At 52.0% G+C, this 15,786-nt stretch carries 13 protein-coding genes; 3 read left to right on the forward strand and 10 right to left on the reverse strand.

Going from position 1 to position 15,786, the window contains the following annotated elements:
* Nucleotide 1 precedes the first annotated feature (1 nt).
* From Q0628_RS07635 to Q0628_RS07675, 9 genes are all read right to left on the reverse strand, one after another.
* A complete protein-coding gene (locus Q0628_RS07635; RefSeq protein WP_298769738.1) occupies nt 2-3,367 on the reverse strand; it encodes a hypothetical protein in 3,366 nt (1,121 codons plus the stop codon).
* Between the two features lie 49 nt (nt 3,368-3,416).
* Nucleotides 3,417-4,106, reverse strand: a complete 690-nt coding sequence (locus tag Q0628_RS07640; RefSeq protein WP_298769740.1) for a hypothetical protein — start codon at nt 4,104-4,106, stop codon at nt 3,417-3,419.
* Between the two features lie 204 nt (nt 4,107-4,310).
* Entirely contained in the window at nt 4,311-6,221 is a 1,911-nt protein-coding gene (locus tag Q0628_RS07645; RefSeq protein ID WP_298769742.1) for a hypothetical protein, read from the reverse strand.
* An 11-nt stretch (nt 6,222-6,232) separates the two neighbouring features.
* Nucleotides 6,233-6,985, reverse strand: a complete 753-nt coding sequence (locus tag Q0628_RS07650; RefSeq protein ID WP_298769744.1) for a PASTA domain-containing protein — start codon at nt 6,983-6,985, stop codon at nt 6,233-6,235.
* A gap of 54 nt (nt 6,986-7,039) precedes the next feature.
* Complete coding sequence (locus tag Q0628_RS07655; protein WP_298769746.1) at nt 7,040-7,750, reverse strand: Crp/Fnr family transcriptional regulator; 711 nt, start codon at nt 7,748-7,750, stop codon at nt 7,040-7,042.
* Nucleotides 7,751-7,777: 27 nt separating this feature from the next.
* The gene (locus Q0628_RS07660; protein WP_298769748.1) at nt 7,778-9,061 is read right to left on the reverse strand and encodes an adenylosuccinate synthase; all 1,284 of its coding nucleotides are present in this window, start codon (nt 9,059-9,061) and stop codon (nt 7,778-7,780) included.
* 494 nt (nt 9,062-9,555) lie between these two features.
* Complete coding sequence (locus Q0628_RS07665) at nt 9,556-10,539, reverse strand: MoxR family ATPase (protein WP_298769750.1); 984 nt, start codon at nt 10,537-10,539, stop codon at nt 9,556-9,558.
* A gap of 114 nt (nt 10,540-10,653) precedes the next feature.
* On the reverse strand, nt 10,654-11,949 hold the full coding sequence (locus Q0628_RS07670; protein ID WP_298769753.1) for an ATP-binding protein: 1,296 nt from the start codon (nt 11,947-11,949) through the stop codon (nt 10,654-10,656).
* Between the two features lie 248 nt (nt 11,950-12,197).
* Complete coding sequence (locus Q0628_RS07675; protein ID WP_298769755.1) at nt 12,198-12,539, reverse strand: TfoX/Sxy family protein; 342 nt, start codon at nt 12,537-12,539, stop codon at nt 12,198-12,200.
* A gap of 93 nt (nt 12,540-12,632) precedes the next feature.
* On the opposite strand from Q0628_RS07675, the gene Q0628_RS07680 reads away from it, so the two are divergent.
* Together Q0628_RS07680 and Q0628_RS07685 are read left to right on the forward strand one after the other, a co-directional pair.
* On the forward strand, nt 12,633-12,965 hold the full coding sequence (locus Q0628_RS07680) for a multidrug efflux SMR transporter (protein WP_298769756.1): 333 nt from the start codon (nt 12,633-12,635) through the stop codon (nt 12,963-12,965).
* 63 nt (nt 12,966-13,028) lie between these two features.
* Nucleotides 13,029-14,399 carry an anaerobic C4-dicarboxylate transporter gene (locus Q0628_RS07685; protein WP_298769757.1) on the forward strand — a complete coding sequence of 457 codons (1,371 nt, stop codon included), beginning with the start codon at nt 13,029-13,031 and terminating at the stop codon, nt 14,397-14,399.
* A 2-nt stretch (nt 14,400-14,401) separates the two neighbouring features.
* Here the strand turns inward: Q0628_RS07685 and Q0628_RS07690 are convergent, their stop codons facing one another.
* The gene (locus Q0628_RS07690) at nt 14,402-14,842 is read right to left on the reverse strand and encodes a GNAT family N-acetyltransferase (RefSeq protein WP_298769759.1); all 441 of its coding nucleotides are present in this window, start codon (nt 14,840-14,842) and stop codon (nt 14,402-14,404) included.
* 410 nt (nt 14,843-15,252) lie between these two features.
* Here Q0628_RS07690 and Q0628_RS07695 point away from each other — a divergent pair, with 410 nt between their 5' ends.
* The gene (locus tag Q0628_RS07695; protein ID WP_298769761.1) at nt 15,253-15,783 is read left to right on the forward strand and encodes a hypothetical protein; all 531 of its coding nucleotides are present in this window, start codon (nt 15,253-15,255) and stop codon (nt 15,781-15,783) included.
* The last annotated feature ends 3 nt before the right edge of the window (nt 15,784-15,786 follow it).

The raw sequence follows: 15,786 nt of genomic DNA on the forward strand, positions 1-15,786 counted from the left end.
CCTATTTCACTACACCGACACGATAAAGCTTCTGCTTGGTCTTGCCGCTTTCGAACTTCACCTTGAGTCGCGCCGTGTATACATCGGAACCGAGATGTTTCAAATCAAGATTTTCAAACTGATTGCGGCCTTGTTCCAAGTCACTCATCTTAGCCTTGAATACACAAAGCCCCGTAATGTCATAAAGTTCTAGGGTGGCGTTCTTTGCTGCAGCGCCAATTTCGAAACGAGCTTTTGCTTTGCCACCACGGACAGGATTCGGGAACATGAAGAATTCAGAAATTTCATCCTTTGCGGTCTGTTTTTTCACATCGCCAAGTTGCGATGCGTCAAAGTAGCCGGTGCGTTCGTTTCCACCCGCCGGGAGCGTCCATGCCGCAACCGATTCCGCAGCACCTTCCGAAGCCTTGCGCAGACGGTAGGCAGACAGATTACTGCGATGCAAGGCATAAAGTTCCGGGCCTGCAGATTTCTTGTCCGAAACCGCATTCACCACAAAGATGCTCATCGGCTGCAAAGCCTTCGTAGAATCGATATATTCAAAACTTCCGGCCGAAAGGGGGAACCCATCTGTCGCCTTCTTTCCATTACCGGTATAGGCATAAACTAGACCATCACTGCTCGGTACGAGAATTTCGGGAGAGTCATCGCCCGTCACATCCACGAGAAGAGGGTCGCTAAAGAATCCATATATTGATGTTCCGCGAGAAATCTTCACCGGAAAGCCTGTGATAGGAAGCCCCGAGCGATCGAGGGCGTACACCAGGTTATCGCCCAGGAAGACGATTTCCGGATATTTGTCGCCATTGATATCCCCGATGGCAATACCCGAAGTTTCATCCTTTAAACCGCTAGTGCCTGCGGCACCGCGTTTATAGGCCTTTGTCCAGTTGAGGACATTCTTGCTATCGGCGATACCCGATACCGTTACGGTTCCGCGACTTCCCACAGCAATGACATCGACAATGCCGTCACGGTCCATGTCAGTGCAGGCCAGACGGAATGTCTCGCCATTTTTGCCATTCAACTTGATTTCGTGGTCCTGCACATAGGCGACGCCCTTGTCGGTCGCATAGGCAAACGCATCCTTTCCGTCAACCGTTCCGCAGTATACGATATCGTCAATGCCGCCACGTTCGTCGAGCAATTTCATTTTCCCGTCCGCCTTGTTGAAAGAGACAAGTCCCTTTTCCGTCGCAAAGCGAATCACACCGCCAACAATCACCGGCCCCGCCAGGGCGGAATCAATCGCATAGTCGTATTGCACCGGAACTCCTCCCGTAAGCGATGTCTTGACAAGCTTATTCCTATGCAAACTATAGACATCCTTGCCGTCGCTTGCCATGCCCACCAACGGGCCATAACTTGCGCCCACGCGGTACAGCGAAACTTCGGCAGCGGTATCCCTCTGCGATATTTTTCTCTGAATAACCGAGGTATCCGAAACAAAGAGCGTATCACCTAAAGAGCCGAAAGCCTGCAATGTACCGTCTTCTGCTCCCACCACGATAATCTTTTCTCCGTCGTGTTCCGAATCATCCACAAACACCGCCCCGCGCACCGCAGATGCAAGCCCCACATTGCGCGGGAACTGGGCACCATCAATGCTTCCGTCATCGATACTGATGGTCACACTGATTTCGTTGGCTGCGAAGTTCACGACACTATCGCCCATAAAACTGTTTTCCGTCTTTTCGATGCGCGCATTTTTCGGAACCGCAACCGTAATCTTGATTCCGGTATAGCCCCCCTGAGTCGTCATGGTATTCGCATATCCCGTAGCCCCAATAGTCTTTACCGTATCAAACTTCTGCTTCGAATCTTTGCTAGGCTTGCGCAAATGCGGCAACAGATCCGTACCCGAACCGTAGTCGTAAGTATCTTCGCCAATAGCATTCTTGAAAGTCTTGCCGATGCTTAATATCCCGTCGGCTTCCACCATCGAAATGCCAAACTGGTGATCTCGCAAGGTGTCTCCACCCCAGAAGTTCGCTACACCGTACTGCAGCGTTTCGCGCAAGTACCAATCATTCACACGCCACACTACAATTCCGCTCGCCGGGAGCCCTGCATCAAAGCTGCTCACATCCAATATGATGCCGCTTGCCTTCTTCTTGTTTACTTTGCAGGAGCCCTTCACGCACACGCTATCTTCAAAAACGAGGTTCAGGCTGTCCACCGGGACCGTCTTGATGATCGTATCACGGCTATCATCGGCTTCGCCGAGAGTCACGCTCACCATTCCGTTCTTGTCCCAGCTACGCTGGCGGTTTTCAATCAGCAGATATTCACTTGCGCTCAGAGGAACCTTTACGATTTCCGTTCCCTTGCCCGTTCCCGCTGCAGCAATCTTTACCGTCACGGGCTTACCCGCCACGGGGCGAACTTCCTTCACCGGAGTCCATCCCATATAGGCGCGTCCCCAAGCCGCAGGCATCGATGGCAAGAAACCATTGCCCGCATTGTAGCCCGCAAAATCCATCATGTCGTAATAACCCAGACGGCTAATTCCCTTCACCACATCGTAGGTATTCGGGAGTCCGATTTCACGGGCAATCTGGTTCACGATAATTCCATTCACACCCCAGTTGAGTCCATCCTGCGATGCCGTTTCGCTAGTAATCATGATGCTGCGCAAAGTATCAATCGCCGCATCCTTTAGCACCAGGCCATCCACCACCGACGAATCCTTGCTAACCTGCCTGACAGCCACCGAAGCAAGCGTATCGGGCAAGTACTCCCAGGCATCGCGGCTAATGTACACATCCATAAAGTCACCCGGCGTATCAGCGCCACGCGTCCCCATGCTACCACCGTCAACAAGCCTGCTCGCTCCCGCATGAATAATCATGAACACGCGTTTTACGTTAGGATTCTTAGAAAGCGGTTCGCTAAAAGGAGATTCGCCAGACTCGTGCGCCGCCATCACGGCATCGTAAACAAACTGCAGGTAATCGCGGCTACGGGCCTCGTCAAATTCCGCCGTCTTCTCGCCGTCCATTCTGCTCGTGCGATTGTAATCAATAATCTGCTTTTTCAGTTTGTAGGCGCTAGATGATAGCGGAAAAATTTTGGAGGTCACCACCAAATTTCCGTTGCTAGCCTTGTTAAAATAGGCATTCGCAAACTCGAAATGTTTTTCCCAGTAGGGAGCGCCATTACGCATTCCCGAAGGATCCAGCTTATAGTTGTCCTTCGTTCCCTTGTCGGAATCAAAAAGTCCCGTACCTGTCGTAAGGCTATTGTCCGGCTTTTCTTCAGCAAACTGCACGCGGATAGCGTATACCTGCAATGTATCCACCGCAAACAACGGCGTAAAAGAGAATAGCCCAAAAACCAATGCGAAAATCTTAGCATTTAACTTCATAACCATAATTTACAAAAGTAGAAAGTCCGAAGCAGACCGCAATGCAGGCTTAGGACCCAGAAAGTTCCCCGACTCGCTTGAAACTCTTCGGAATATTCAGGCGCCAGGTTCCCGAGCTGAAGGTCTTGTTGCGATTAACCTTCTTTATGCGAATTTCAAGGAACCGCTTTCCATCCAATTCGAATACGATTCTAGACGGTGTCTCAACCCCTTCAAATTCCTTGAAGTCGTAATAGCGAATCGTTTCGGTCTTGCCACCGACACCCAGGCGAGAAAGCCAGGAAACACGCGAACCGTCCTTCATGAAAGAGAACGGGCGTCCCGTCTTGTCGCGGGCATACACGGCGCCATCGACCTTCGTCGAATCATCTGGCGGAGCGACCTTCTCAAAACCTTCGGGCAATAGGCGACCGTCAAAAATATCGGCGACCTGGTGAATGTGCACCATCGGAAGCGCATCGCTATTCAAGAGCCCGACCATGTAACCGACGCCCTTCATGTAAAGCTTTTCCGTCGGGAAAGTCATCTGCCAGCCTTCTTCCTGCCACAGGAGCGAAGCGACACCTATTCCGAGCGGTCCCGTAAGTTCCATGCGATAGCGTTTTCCCGGCACCGAGAATAGCACCGCATCAAGTTCCTGCTCCGCCGTATCCTGGACAATCGTAAGCTGGAACTTAGCACGCAGGCTATCGCGAGGAGCCTCGACAGCAGCATCGGCACCTTGCGCCACAGGTTCCACTGCAGGCCTCTTACCAGCACATCCGGCAAGAACGCACAATGCAAGTAGAATGACAGATATAGAACAAAAAAACTTCAACAAAAGATCCTTTGATTTGATCAATTTGACACTTGTGACATGCAATGTGTAATGTGTGATTTGTCATCTCACATTTCTCATTTCAAATCTCACATTAGCCTCAGTTTACTTCCTACCGTCTACAGTCTACTTTTTATAGTACTTCTTCACGGCAGGGTGTCTCGGCTGCAGCTTTTTCAGCTTCTTGTAAGATGCCGCCGCTTCGGACTTCATACCGAGAGCCTCCTGGATAGCAGACAAATGCTCCCAGTAGACATAGTCCTCCTGAAAGCGGGGACTCTTTATCAGCTTCATCGTTTCCAGCGCTTCGGCAAACAGTCCCTTGCGATAAAGTCCCCAGGCCTTAGAATCAAGATACGCTTCCGTTGGCACCTTCTCTCCGGACAGAGCCTCGTTGACCATGGCAATTCCCCTGTCCAACTCTTCAGGATTACGATTCATGTCAATAAGCGTATAACCGTAATAATTCAGCACCTCAGGACGGTCGATTTTCTTGGCATTCGCAGGAAGCAACAACATGTCGAATAGGGCGAAGGACTCTTCGAAACGCTCCAGGCGTTCCAAGTTCATCGCCATCAGCATCTTCAACTCCATGTTTGCCGAATCGACGGCAACAAGCTGACCATACCAGACTTGAGCCCTTTCACGCAGGCCTCTCGCCTTCTTTATGCGGACAGAATCTCCCACATCCTTCAGTTCCAACTCCTGTGCTTCGATACACAGGAGACGAGCATAAACACTGCGGAACTGCAACTTGTTCTTTTCGACTTCAGCATTCACACGATGCAGCGATGCCGAATCAGCAATTCCTGCCATGGGCACCCACTTGTCCCACACGGCTATAACGGAATCTAGAAGATCATAAGCCTTATCATACATTCCCGCCGTACCGTAGGCCATGGCAAGCATCGCCTTGTCACCACCCAGCGCCACCGAATCAGCCTTTTCCGCATAACGGACCGCTTCCTTTTTCTTACCTTCCTTGAAAGCGATTGCCGAAAGCGTATGGTAGGCGTTGGCCACGTGGGGACGCTGATCCTGGAGCTGTTCCACCACTAGTTTCAAGTGCGCCTTCGCACTATCCAGTTCCCCATGGAGATGCTCATAATATCCTAGGAAATTTGCAATCACAGGAGTCCGCACCTGGTCCTCGGAATATTTTTTCTTGAGCATCGCATAAGTGGAATCGCGATCGATCTCGGCTAAGGCGGTCATCCACAAGACAACGATGGATTCGTCTTCCTTTGTCGATTCCGACAACGTATCGACAATGGCAGCCACTTCCGCATAGCGCTTCTGGAACACAAGTCCCTGTACCATCTGCAAGAGCATTTTCTTGTCACCCGTTGCGTCATGTCCCTTTGCAAAAAGTTCCACGACGGCGGAATCCTTACCCTGATCGAGCAGCAGCTTCAGCTGACGCTGGAACAGCGACGGCATATAGTTCACATGCGGCAGGAGCAAATCGTATATACGAACAAGTTCCTTTTCGTCCTGCACCGCTTCCAGGAACAGGCTGTAATCGTAAAGGAGCGTCATGTCCTGATACCGGGACGTATCGAGGGCGGCGTTGAAATACTTGCGGCACGAATCGGCGCGACCATCTTTCACATACAAGTGAGCAAGCAATCCAAGTTGCGAAGCAGTTACACGGCCATTCAATGTCTGGGCGCGCTGTGCCTGGAGCAGAGCCAAGGAATCCGCTCCCTGCGCAAACATGATCTCGGCTAGTTTAAAAGCAAGATACCGATCATAAGGATCCGATTCCGCAGCATGTTGCCAGAAAACATTCGCAAGAGCCTTTTCACCACGAAGTTCCATTTCCAGCGCACGGATAAAAGACTCGTGCGCGGCGTCTATATTTTGCGGAAGCTTGTCCTTTTCAGGCATAGCGGTATCGCCCACGAGCTTCGCATTCACGGCAGCGGCTATTGCAGCCGAATCTGCAGCCGTCAAAGAATCCTTTTTTGCAGAAGTGGCGCAAGCATTTAGCAACAGCGCTACGGCAACGGCAAAACAAACAAGCCAGGACCTCACTAAACCGCTCCCTAATCCGCAATTACAAAGTTAATCTTGGTGTCCGGAGGCAGATAGTCGCCATACTTCGGCATCGTCTCGATTACGGTTCCCGGCTGACGTTTTTCCTCGTCTTTCTTGCGTTTGATACTGCCAACCTTGAAGCCAAGCTTTTCGATCTTGGCATAGACATTGTCAATCAGTTCTCCGCTAAAATCAGGAAGGAGCGTATTACCCTGCGTCACGCCAGCCGAAATCACGACCTTCACCGTATCACCTACACGAGCCTTGACGCCCGCCATGGGAATCGTGCGAATCACGACGCCTCGAGGAATACTCTGGTGAGCCCCCTTCACAATGGCACCCTGCACAAGGCCTGCACGGCTTAAAGAAATCGAAGCCTGTTTCTGGCTCTTTCCACGAAGGTCAGGAATTTCGACTTCGCGCAGTCCCATGCTCTTCGTGAGCTTGACCGTGCGCCCGAGCTTCGCCGTGCGCCCGGCGGCGGGCATCTGCACAAGAACCATGCCCGCCGGGATCTGCGCACTGTAGCGGCCTTCTTCGAGCCACTCGTACTTAAACCCCGCATCGGTCAGGGCCTTTTCCGCCGCTTCCTGCGACATGCCTTCCAAATTCGGGACCTCACCCGTCGAAGTAAAATGTCCCGAGAAAATGGGCATTACCAACTTGTCTACAGCAAAAGCCAGAACAACCAGCAGTACTATCCAGATACCAATCGCTTTTACGACCGGCGCAGTCCTGAACCACACTAATAATTTACTCAAGAAGCGTTTTACTTTATCCATAATACAATCAGCAGCTAAGCCGCATACTAACCACTATCCCTTAGTAGCCTTTTCCTGCAAGGCGTTTTCATCGAAAATGACGATATCCTTGCCCGTCATAGCAATGGCGTTCGCTTTCACAAGCATCGAGCAGATGCGGCTAACCGTCTCGCGAGTGGTTCCCGACATATCGGCCAGCTGCTGCTGGGTAGGACGGTTGTGAATCACCGTGACCATCGTCCCCTTATCAGTATGGATGCGCACACCGTGTTCTTCCATCAGGTTCAGGAGAGTTCCTGCCACGCGACCGCTCACCGACATCGTCGAAAGCGAGCCTATTTGCTTGTTCGCCTTGCGCAGTCGCTTGCTCATTTCCGAAAGAAGCGACATAGCAATTTCAGGCGTTTCGTGAATAAGAGTCAGGAAGGATTCCCGATGGATGATCATCAGGCGGGCATCTGTTACCGTACGCACCGAGGCGGACCTCGGTTCGCCGTCAATCAGCGACATCTCGCCAAAGAAATCGCCCCTTTCCAAGAAAGAGAGAATTGTTTCGCGGCCATCGACGCCAGTCATATAGACCTGCACCGTACCCGATGCTATCAGGTACAGAGCCTTCATCGAGCAGTCTCCTTCCAGCACCACGGTCTCGTCGCGGCTGAAATCCTGAACCACGACTAGATTAGCAAGCAATGCGAGCTGCTCTTCCGTCAGTTCAGAAAAAAGTTCTACACCCTTCAACAGGCCACATATAGAATCATCCATCTCAACCTCTCCTTCAATATGGATTTTTTAGTCCAAATCTACGATGATGCTCTGGTCGCGCTTTGCACCGATCGAAATCATGCCAATCTTCACGCCAACGAGTTCCGCCATGCGGTTCAGGTACTTGCGGGCATTTTCCGGCAATTCCTCGAGCTTGCGGCACTTGGTGGTATCGCACTTCCAGCCCGGCATTTCTTCGTAGACCGGCACGCAGCGACCAACCTTCGAAAGCTGGTTCGGGAAGTTTTCGATCTTCTCGCCGTCACATTCGTAATGAGTGCAAATCTTGATGGTATCGAAGGTGTCAAGCACATCCAGCTTGGTAATAGCCAAGTGAGTGAGGCCGTTCACTACGGCAGCCTTGCGGACCACGGTCGCATCGAACCAACCGCAGCGGCGGTTGCGGCCCGTGGTTGCACCGTATTCGTTACCGATCTTACGGAGCGTTTCGCCCGTTTCATCCAGAAGTTCAGTCGGGAAGGGGCCGTTACCCACGCGGGTCGTGTAAGCCTTCACCACACCCACAACCTGGTCAATCGCCGTGGGGCCAATGCCTGCACCGCAGCTTGCGTAACCTGCAACCGTGTTGCTGGAGGTCACGAACGGGTAAGTTCCCTGGTCCACGTCCAAAATAGTGCCCTGAGCACCTTCGAACACCAGGCGCTTGCCAGCCTTCACAGCGGCGTAGAGCATGGCGCTCACGTCACGCACGAACGGCTTGATCTTCTGGCCCAGTTCCAGGTAGTCCTTGATGACCTGTTCGGGGTCGATTTCGGGAACATCGTACATCACCTTGAATTCTTCGTTGTGGACCTTGGCCATCGCTTCGACACGGGGGCGCAGTTCGCGTTCGTCCATGAGGTCGCCTACGCGGACACCGATACGGTTCACCTTGTCGCTGTAGCAGGGGCCAATGCCACGGCCCGTGGTGCCGATAGCACCCTTGCCAGCCTTCTTTTCCTTGGCCTTGTCGAGGGTAGAGTGGTACGGGAGCACCACGTGTGCGTTGTCCGCAATGAACAGGCGGCCTTCCGGGTTAATTCCCTTGGTATGCAAGTCGGCAATTTCGGCCAGAGTCTGCACCGGGTCCAGCACCACACCGTTACCGATCACGCAAATCTTGTCGTCGTGCATAATGCCCGAGGGAATCAGGTGGAACACGAACTTCTTGTCGCCCACTTCTACGGTATGGCCGGCATTTGCGCCGCCCTGGAAACGCACGATGTAGTCTGCGTCCAGCGTCAGAAAATCAACAACCTTGGCCTTGCCTTCGTCACCCCACTGGGAACCGATTACAACACGATTTGCCATATATCCTTCATTTTTTTGACCCGACGAACGAAACCCGAAAAGGCAGCCCGCAGGTCGATTGCTTGTTAAACGACGAAATTCAAACGCAGGGGACTTCCCTGCGCCCTTTTTCGCCATAAAGATAAAAAATCGCCATGTTTTTAGGACGCCGCAGTCAGGGTAAATGCCCCAAAAAAGAAAAAATTGGCATTATTGGCGCGTATTCGGAACAGACGACATCGGCGAAAAGCGTTTTTTCCGTCCGTCGCATACATTCGTCATACATCGAACTCTCGCACGGGTCCGAATGCGAATGGCCACATGCACACAGAGCAAGCAAAAGGAGACTTGCAACAAGTCCCCTTTTTATAGCACGTTTAGAACAAATTAATTCTACAACGATCTAATTGTTACGGCACTTTACATGACCGCAACGCTCCTCTGCAAAAGATATTCCTCCGGTAAGAGCGTTGCTCTCGCTTCCACGACTCGTCAATACGAGTCGCTCCAGCTCACTAAGGAACCTCTACAGAATCGAGAATCTTCTGCACCACAGTCTCGGCGGAGACTTCTTCCGCTTCGGCCTCGTAGCTCAAGATAATGCGGTGGCGGAGCACTTCCATGGCGACGGCCTTCACGTCTTCGGGCGTCACGTAGGCGCGGCCCTGGATGAACGCATGGGCCTTCGATGCCTGGGCAAGGCCGATAGATGCACGGGGCGAGGCGCCCACTTCCACAAAACCTACCAGATCGCTGCGCTTGATGCTGCCCGGATCGCGGGTCGCAAGCACCAGGTTCACGATGTATTCGCGCACGCGTTCGTCCACGTACACCTGCTTCACCAGCTGGCGGGCGGCGAGGATATCTTCCTTCGTGGCGACGGCCTGCGGCTCTCGCAGTCCCGCACCGGCGACGGCATCGAGAATCTTCATTTCGTCGGCCTTGTTCGGGTAGCTGACCTTCACCTTCAACAGGAAACGGTCCACCTGGGCTTCGGGCAGCGGATACGTACCTTCCTGCTCGATGGGGTTCTGCGTGGCAAGCACCAGGAACGGCTCGTCCAGCTTGAACGTCTCGTCGCCGATGGTGATATGGCGTTCCTGCATGGCTTCGAGCAAGGCGCTCTGCACCTTCGAAGGAGCACGGTTGATTTCATCGGCCAGCACCAGGTTCGTAAACAGCGGGCCCTTGCGGGTCTCGAACTTCGCTTCCTTCGCATTGTAAATCGTGGTACCCAGCAAGTCGGCCGGCAACAGGTCGGGAGTGAACTGGATGCGCTTGAAATCCAGCGACACGGCATCGGCAAAAGCCTTCACCGCAGTCGTCTTGGCAAGGCCCGGCAGGCCTTCCAGCAGCACGTGACCGTCAGCCAAAATACCCGTCAAAATGCTTTCCACCAGAGCCTTCTGGCCAATCACCGTCCCTTCCACTTCACGCAGCAAATTCATGCAAAAAGCACTCTGCTGGCGCACCTTTTCCGAAAGTTCCTGAATATCCATTTAGTTAACCTCTTCTGTTTTCGCGAATTAAGATACAAAATTCCACAGGAAAAGGCAAATGAGACTAGAAAGTGGTTAGTGATTAGCGAACCAGCAAAAAGAATCTTACGCTTTTTATCCTAGAATATCTTCCTTGAGCAAGAAATCACATAGTCCGATGTGATAGACGCCCTTGTCATCGTACCAAGGCGACAACTCTTCGCGGGTAACGACTATTTTCTTGAAGGAATCCGCGACTATATTGAAAGGAGAAAGTTCTGCATTTTCCTTTTCGGGAGTATCCATGCGGAATGCGGACTGAATATAGCACTGCGCATTGCCTTGATTTACAACAAAGTCAATTTCCTTTACTGCGCGGGTCGATTTCCCGTCAGGCCCCTTCGAGAATTTTTCGACAACACCAACATCGACGGAATAGCCCCTCTGCAAAAGGTCATTGAAAATGACATTTTCCATGATATGGGTTTCTTCGTTTTGGCGCATGTTCAAACGGGCATTGCGCAGCCCGACATCCACGCAATAGAACTTGCTATTGGAATTGAAAAACTGCTTGCCACGGATATCGTAGCGTTTAGCTTCCTTGAAAAGGAACGCATTTTCCAAATGAGCCAAATAGGAAGCAACCGTATTGTTGTTCACCTTCTCGTCCTTGCCACTGTGATAGCGGGAATTGATGGTATTGGCAAGCTTTGTCGGGCTAGTGAGGGAACCTGTTGCAGAACAGATTTCGTCGGTAAGCGAATTCAAAAGCCCCTGGTTGCGGATACTATTCCGCTCTACGATATCCTTGATGTATGTTTCTTCGAATAGATTCTGCAGATAGCTAATCTTGGATTCCGGCGACGGACGCGAAAGAATGAACGGCATCCCGCCATACAACATGTAGTCCTTCAGCGCATTCTCTTTAGAATCCTCCCTTGCAGAACAGAACTCCCTGAAAGAAAGCGGGTAGACGCGGACCTCGTCCCCACGACCGCGAAATTCCGTCAGCACATCCTTCGATAGCATCTTGGAATTGCTTCCGGTAACGTAGATATCCAAATTGCGCCTTGAAACAAAGCCATTCAATACATCTAGGAATGTGATGTAGTCGCCCTCCACATCCTTGTTCCTTATTTTCTTGACCAGCTGGATCTCGTCAATAAAGATGAAGTAATCCTGGTCGTCCGTAATCCTAGACTTGATGTATTCCGACAATCTTAACGGATTGCGCAGCGCAGCAAATTCACTGTTGTCCAACTGGATGCGGACAATTTGACGATCCAGGACCCCCTCACTAACAAGATGCCTAAAATACAAGTCGAACAGGAGAACCGACTTGCCGCACCGCCGCACGCCGGTAATAATTTTTACAAGGCCGTTCTGCTTACGGTCTATCAGTTTCTTGAGGTATACCGGCCTGTCTATCATTTTCGCCACCTTGACACATAAAATATAAATAAAAATACGTAATAAAGCAAATTTTATTTATAAAAAGTGTGTTTAGACACAAAAATTTTAAACAAACCTACAAATACAGCCCGAATCGAACATCATCATCGCTATCAAACGGCCAATAATGCAAATTCGATACTTTCGTCGGGAATATTTTTCAAGGAGTTCCTTCGACTTCGTGCCTTAAGGCACTCCGCTCAGGATGACGCTGCGCAAACCATCGTTTATTCTTTCTTCTTCACTTTCGCGGCAGGCAATTCCGGGAGCATTGCGTCCAAAAGCCGCGCCAAAAATCCGCTGTCTTCAATCAGCTCGTTGGTCACGCGGAGCATGGGCTTCGCACCTTCGTAGGGCAACTGCTTCTTTGCGCCGGGGAGCATCGCCAAGGCCGCGGGCACGGGCTTCACCAGCAGGCGGTCATCATAAATCCCGCCGAAGATTTTCCCGTCGGCATAGAGGATGTATTCACCCATCATCTTGCGGGTCGTCACGCGGAAACCACCTTCAAGCAGCTTTCCGTTGAACTGCTCCAAAACGTGGTCACGAAACTTTTCAGAACTCGGCATATAAAATTCTTCAATAGATTGCTTCGGCCCCTTGTTTGGGCCTCGCAATGACGTCTTCCCACAATATAAAAAATTAATTTGTATATTCTCCCCATGCTCAGCTACGTATTCCTCATCCTCGCCATTGTCGCAGAAGCCGCCGGCACCACGCTGCTCAAGATGTCGGAGCAGTTCACCAAGCTCGTCCCGTCCATCGCCTCGCTCGTCTGCTACGTGGCGTCGCTTTACCTGCTGAGTCTTTGCCTGCGCACCATCCCCATCGGCATCGCGTACGCCACCTGGTCGGCACTGGGCATCGCCCTAATTACAATAAGCGGCATCTTCATTTTCAAGCAGATGCCGGATTTGGGAGCCATCGTGGGGCTAGTCCTGATTATTTCCGGCGTAGCGGTTCTCAACCTGTTTTCGAAGATGGATATCCACTAGGTTCATAGGGCAACTTCATTTTTTTGTGTATCTTTATGAAGACTAGCTTATAAGGAGGCTTCCATGACACTCATGATTATCCAGCTTTTAATCGTTCTCCTCGCCCTCTACGTGGGCTCGCGCTACGGAAGCCTTGCGCTCGGAGCCATTTCGGGTATCGGCCTCGCCATTCTCGTTCTAGGCTTTGGCCTGCAGCCCGGCAAGCCCCCTACCGATGTTATCTACATCATCATCGCGGCAGTGACATGCGCGGGAATCATGCAGGCATCGGGCGGCATGGACTGGCTTATCCAGATTGCAGAACGCCTATTGCGCAAGCACCCGAACCACATCATTATCCTCGCCCCGCTCTGCACGTTCTTCCTCACGGTACTCGTGGGCACCGGCCATGTGGTGTACACCCTCATGCCGATTATCTGCGACATTTCGCTCAAGAAGGGAATCCGTCCGGAACGCCCGTGCGCCGTAGCTTCGGTCGCTTCGCAGGTCGGCATCACCTGCTCGCCCATTGCAGCAGCCGTCGCCTCGTTCGTCATCATCTCGAACGCAAACGGGTTCAACATCAACAACCTGCAGGTCATCGCAATTACGATTCCCGCATGCATCTGCGGGCTCATGGTCGCAGCGCTTGTCTCGTACAGGCGCGGGCTCGACCTCGACAAGGATCCCGCCTTCCAGGCGCGCCTCAAGGACCCGCAGATAAAGGAATACATGTACGGTAGCACCGCTTCCGTGCTCGACAAGGAAGTCTCTAAAGAAGCAAAGCGCGCCGTGTTCATTTTCCTCGGTGCACTCGCTGTCATCGTGTTCTTCTCCATCATGCAAATTGCGGGCCACGACATTCGTCCCAAGTTCCCTACAGGTAAAGTAATTGACGGCGTGGCGCAAATGAAGCCGCTCGCCATGAACATCATTATCCAGATCGTGATGATTGCCGCAGCCGCGTTCATGATTATCTGTTGCAAGGCTAGCCCCAAGAAGGCCGTGGCAGGCGCCGTGTGGCAAAGCGGCATGGTCGCCGTCGTCGCGATTTACGGAATCGCGTGGCTTGCCGACACCTACTTCGCGAACTACCTCGACGTGATGCAGGGCGGCCTCAAGGATATCGTGCAGCACTACCCGTGGGCCATCGCGTTCGCCTTCTTCGCAGTGAGCGTGCTTATCAACTCGCAGGGCGCCGTCGTGGTGGCCATGCTCCCGCTCGCCTACAGTCTCGGCATCGAAGGCCCCGTGCTCCTGGGCGTACTCCCGAGCGTGTACGGGTACTTCTTTATCCCGAACTACCCCTCCGACATCGCGACTGTGAACTTCGACCGTTCGGGCACAACCGTCATCGGCAAGTACCTGCTGAACCACAGCTTTATGCGGCCGGGCCTCGTGAGCGTCATCGTCTCGACAATCGTGGGCTCACTGCTCGTAAAAGTATTCTACTAGGTTCACAGAGCCTTTTCCATGTACACGCATTCGAATGTGTCATGATGGGCCTTGCCGCTTTCATTAAAGCGGTAGCCCATTTTTTCATAGAAGCCCGCCGCATTCACGCGGCTGGAAATGCAGGCCTTCTTGATACCAGCCTCGCGCATCCACTTTTCGGCTTCGGCGACAACGGCCTGTCCCAAATGTTTGCCACGGTATTCCGGCAGCACCACGACGCGCCCGATTTCGGCAACGCCATCAGCAGCATCACCTACTTCAAACCAGCGGCAGGTAGCCACCGGATAGATATCATCCAGCGCCAAAACATAGTGACAGCTTTCGCCGTCATGGACATCGATTTCGGCATCCAGGGGAATCTGGTGCTTGCGCATCATCGCGGCGATACGCACGTAATACGCCCCCGCCCTTTCACTTTCCTTTGTAACACGGATAATTTTCATTAGTTGCCTTTCACCAAGCCCGCATTTTCTTCTTTGCACATTTCACGAGTCTTCTTTGAATCAAAAACATAGTCCAGTTCGCAAGCTCCATTATCAGATGTCATGGTTGCTCCGACTTCGAAATAGCTTCCACGACTGTACTACAACCGCTTAGCCTTCGTATATGTCTTTTCAAAAGATATCACCCTCCTAATTTTTTCGCCAAATATATTAATTTGCAAACGGCCCCAAAAACGGGAGCATTGTTCCCAACTATCTCGCAATTCCCGCTTTTTCAAGCACGACTTCTTCTATTTTCATAAATAAAATGCTTTTTACGAGCTAAAATGACCTATTTTTACAACATCGGCAAAATCGGCACGGATTTTGCTACTACTAGGGCGAACACCACTAACCTACGAGGTAACACAATGAAAACAAAACTGATTCCCGTTCTGGCACTGTCCCTGATGGGCATCTTTGCAACGACTTCGTTCGCCCAGGAAGAAGTCTCTCCTGCCACCGGAAACACTGTCGCCCAGGAAGTCGTCACCGATAACGAAGCCGCATCCGAAAAAGTCTCCAAGGCCGACAAGGAAGATCCGCGCGCCGACCGCGCCAAGGAACGTTTCGAACGCAAGGCCGCCAAAAAGGCAGAAATCGCCGAACACAAGGCTGAAATGAAGGCCCTGAAGGAAGAACGCAAGGCTGCACGCGCCGAACGCAAGGAAGCCAAGAAAGCCGAAAAGGAAGCCCGCAAGGCAGAAAAAGACGCCCTGAAAGCTGAAAAGAAGGCCGCCAAGGAAGAACGCAAGGCCATGCGCGACGAAAATAAGGATGCCACGAAGGCCGAAAAGGAAGCCTTAAAGGCAGAAAGGAAAGCCGACAAGAAGGCTGCCAAGGAAGAACGCAAGGCGCAAAAGAGAGCCGAAAAGGAAGCCCGCAAGGCTAACAGGGGCTAACTC

Source organism: uncultured Fibrobacter sp. (assembly GCF_937877005.1).
Lineage (GTDB): Bacteria > Fibrobacterota > Fibrobacteria > Fibrobacterales > Fibrobacteraceae > Fibrobacter.

Excerpts from the sequence above, each read along its gene's own strand:
- Q0628_RS07670 (WP_298769753.1), bottom strand. The coding sequence starts at position 11,949 with ATGATAGACAGGCCGGTATACCTCAAGAAACTGATAGACCGTAAGCAG.
- Q0628_RS07665 (WP_298769750.1), bottom strand. The coding sequence starts at position 10,539 with ATGGATATTCAGGAACTTTCGGAAAAGGTGCGCCAGCAGAGTGCTTTT.
- Q0628_RS07675 (WP_298769755.1), bottom strand. The coding sequence starts at position 12,539 with ATGCCGAGTTCTGAAAAGTTTCGTGACCACGTTTTGGAGCAGTTCAAC.
- Q0628_RS07690 (WP_298769759.1), bottom strand. The coding sequence starts at position 14,842 with ATGAAAATTATCCGTGTTACAAAGGAAAGTGAAAGGGCGGGGGCGTAT.
- Q0628_RS07680 (WP_298769756.1), top strand. The coding sequence starts at position 12,633 with ATGCTCAGCTACGTATTCCTCATCCTCGCCATTGTCGCAGAAGCCGCC.
- Q0628_RS07695 (WP_298769761.1), top strand. The coding sequence starts at position 15,253 with ATGAAAACAAAACTGATTCCCGTTCTGGCACTGTCCCTGATGGGCATC.
- Q0628_RS07655 (WP_298769746.1), bottom strand. The coding sequence starts at position 7,750 with ATGGATGATTCTATATGTGGCCTGTTGAAGGGTGTAGAACTTTTTTCT.
- Q0628_RS07685 (WP_298769757.1), top strand. The coding sequence starts at position 13,029 with ATGACACTCATGATTATCCAGCTTTTAATCGTTCTCCTCGCCCTCTAC.
- Q0628_RS07660 (WP_298769748.1), bottom strand. The coding sequence starts at position 9,061 with ATGGCAAATCGTGTTGTAATCGGTTCCCAGTGGGGTGACGAAGGCAAG.
- Q0628_RS07635 (WP_298769738.1), bottom strand. The coding sequence starts at position 3,367 with ATGAAGTTAAATGCTAAGATTTTCGCATTGGTTTTTGGGCTATTCTCT.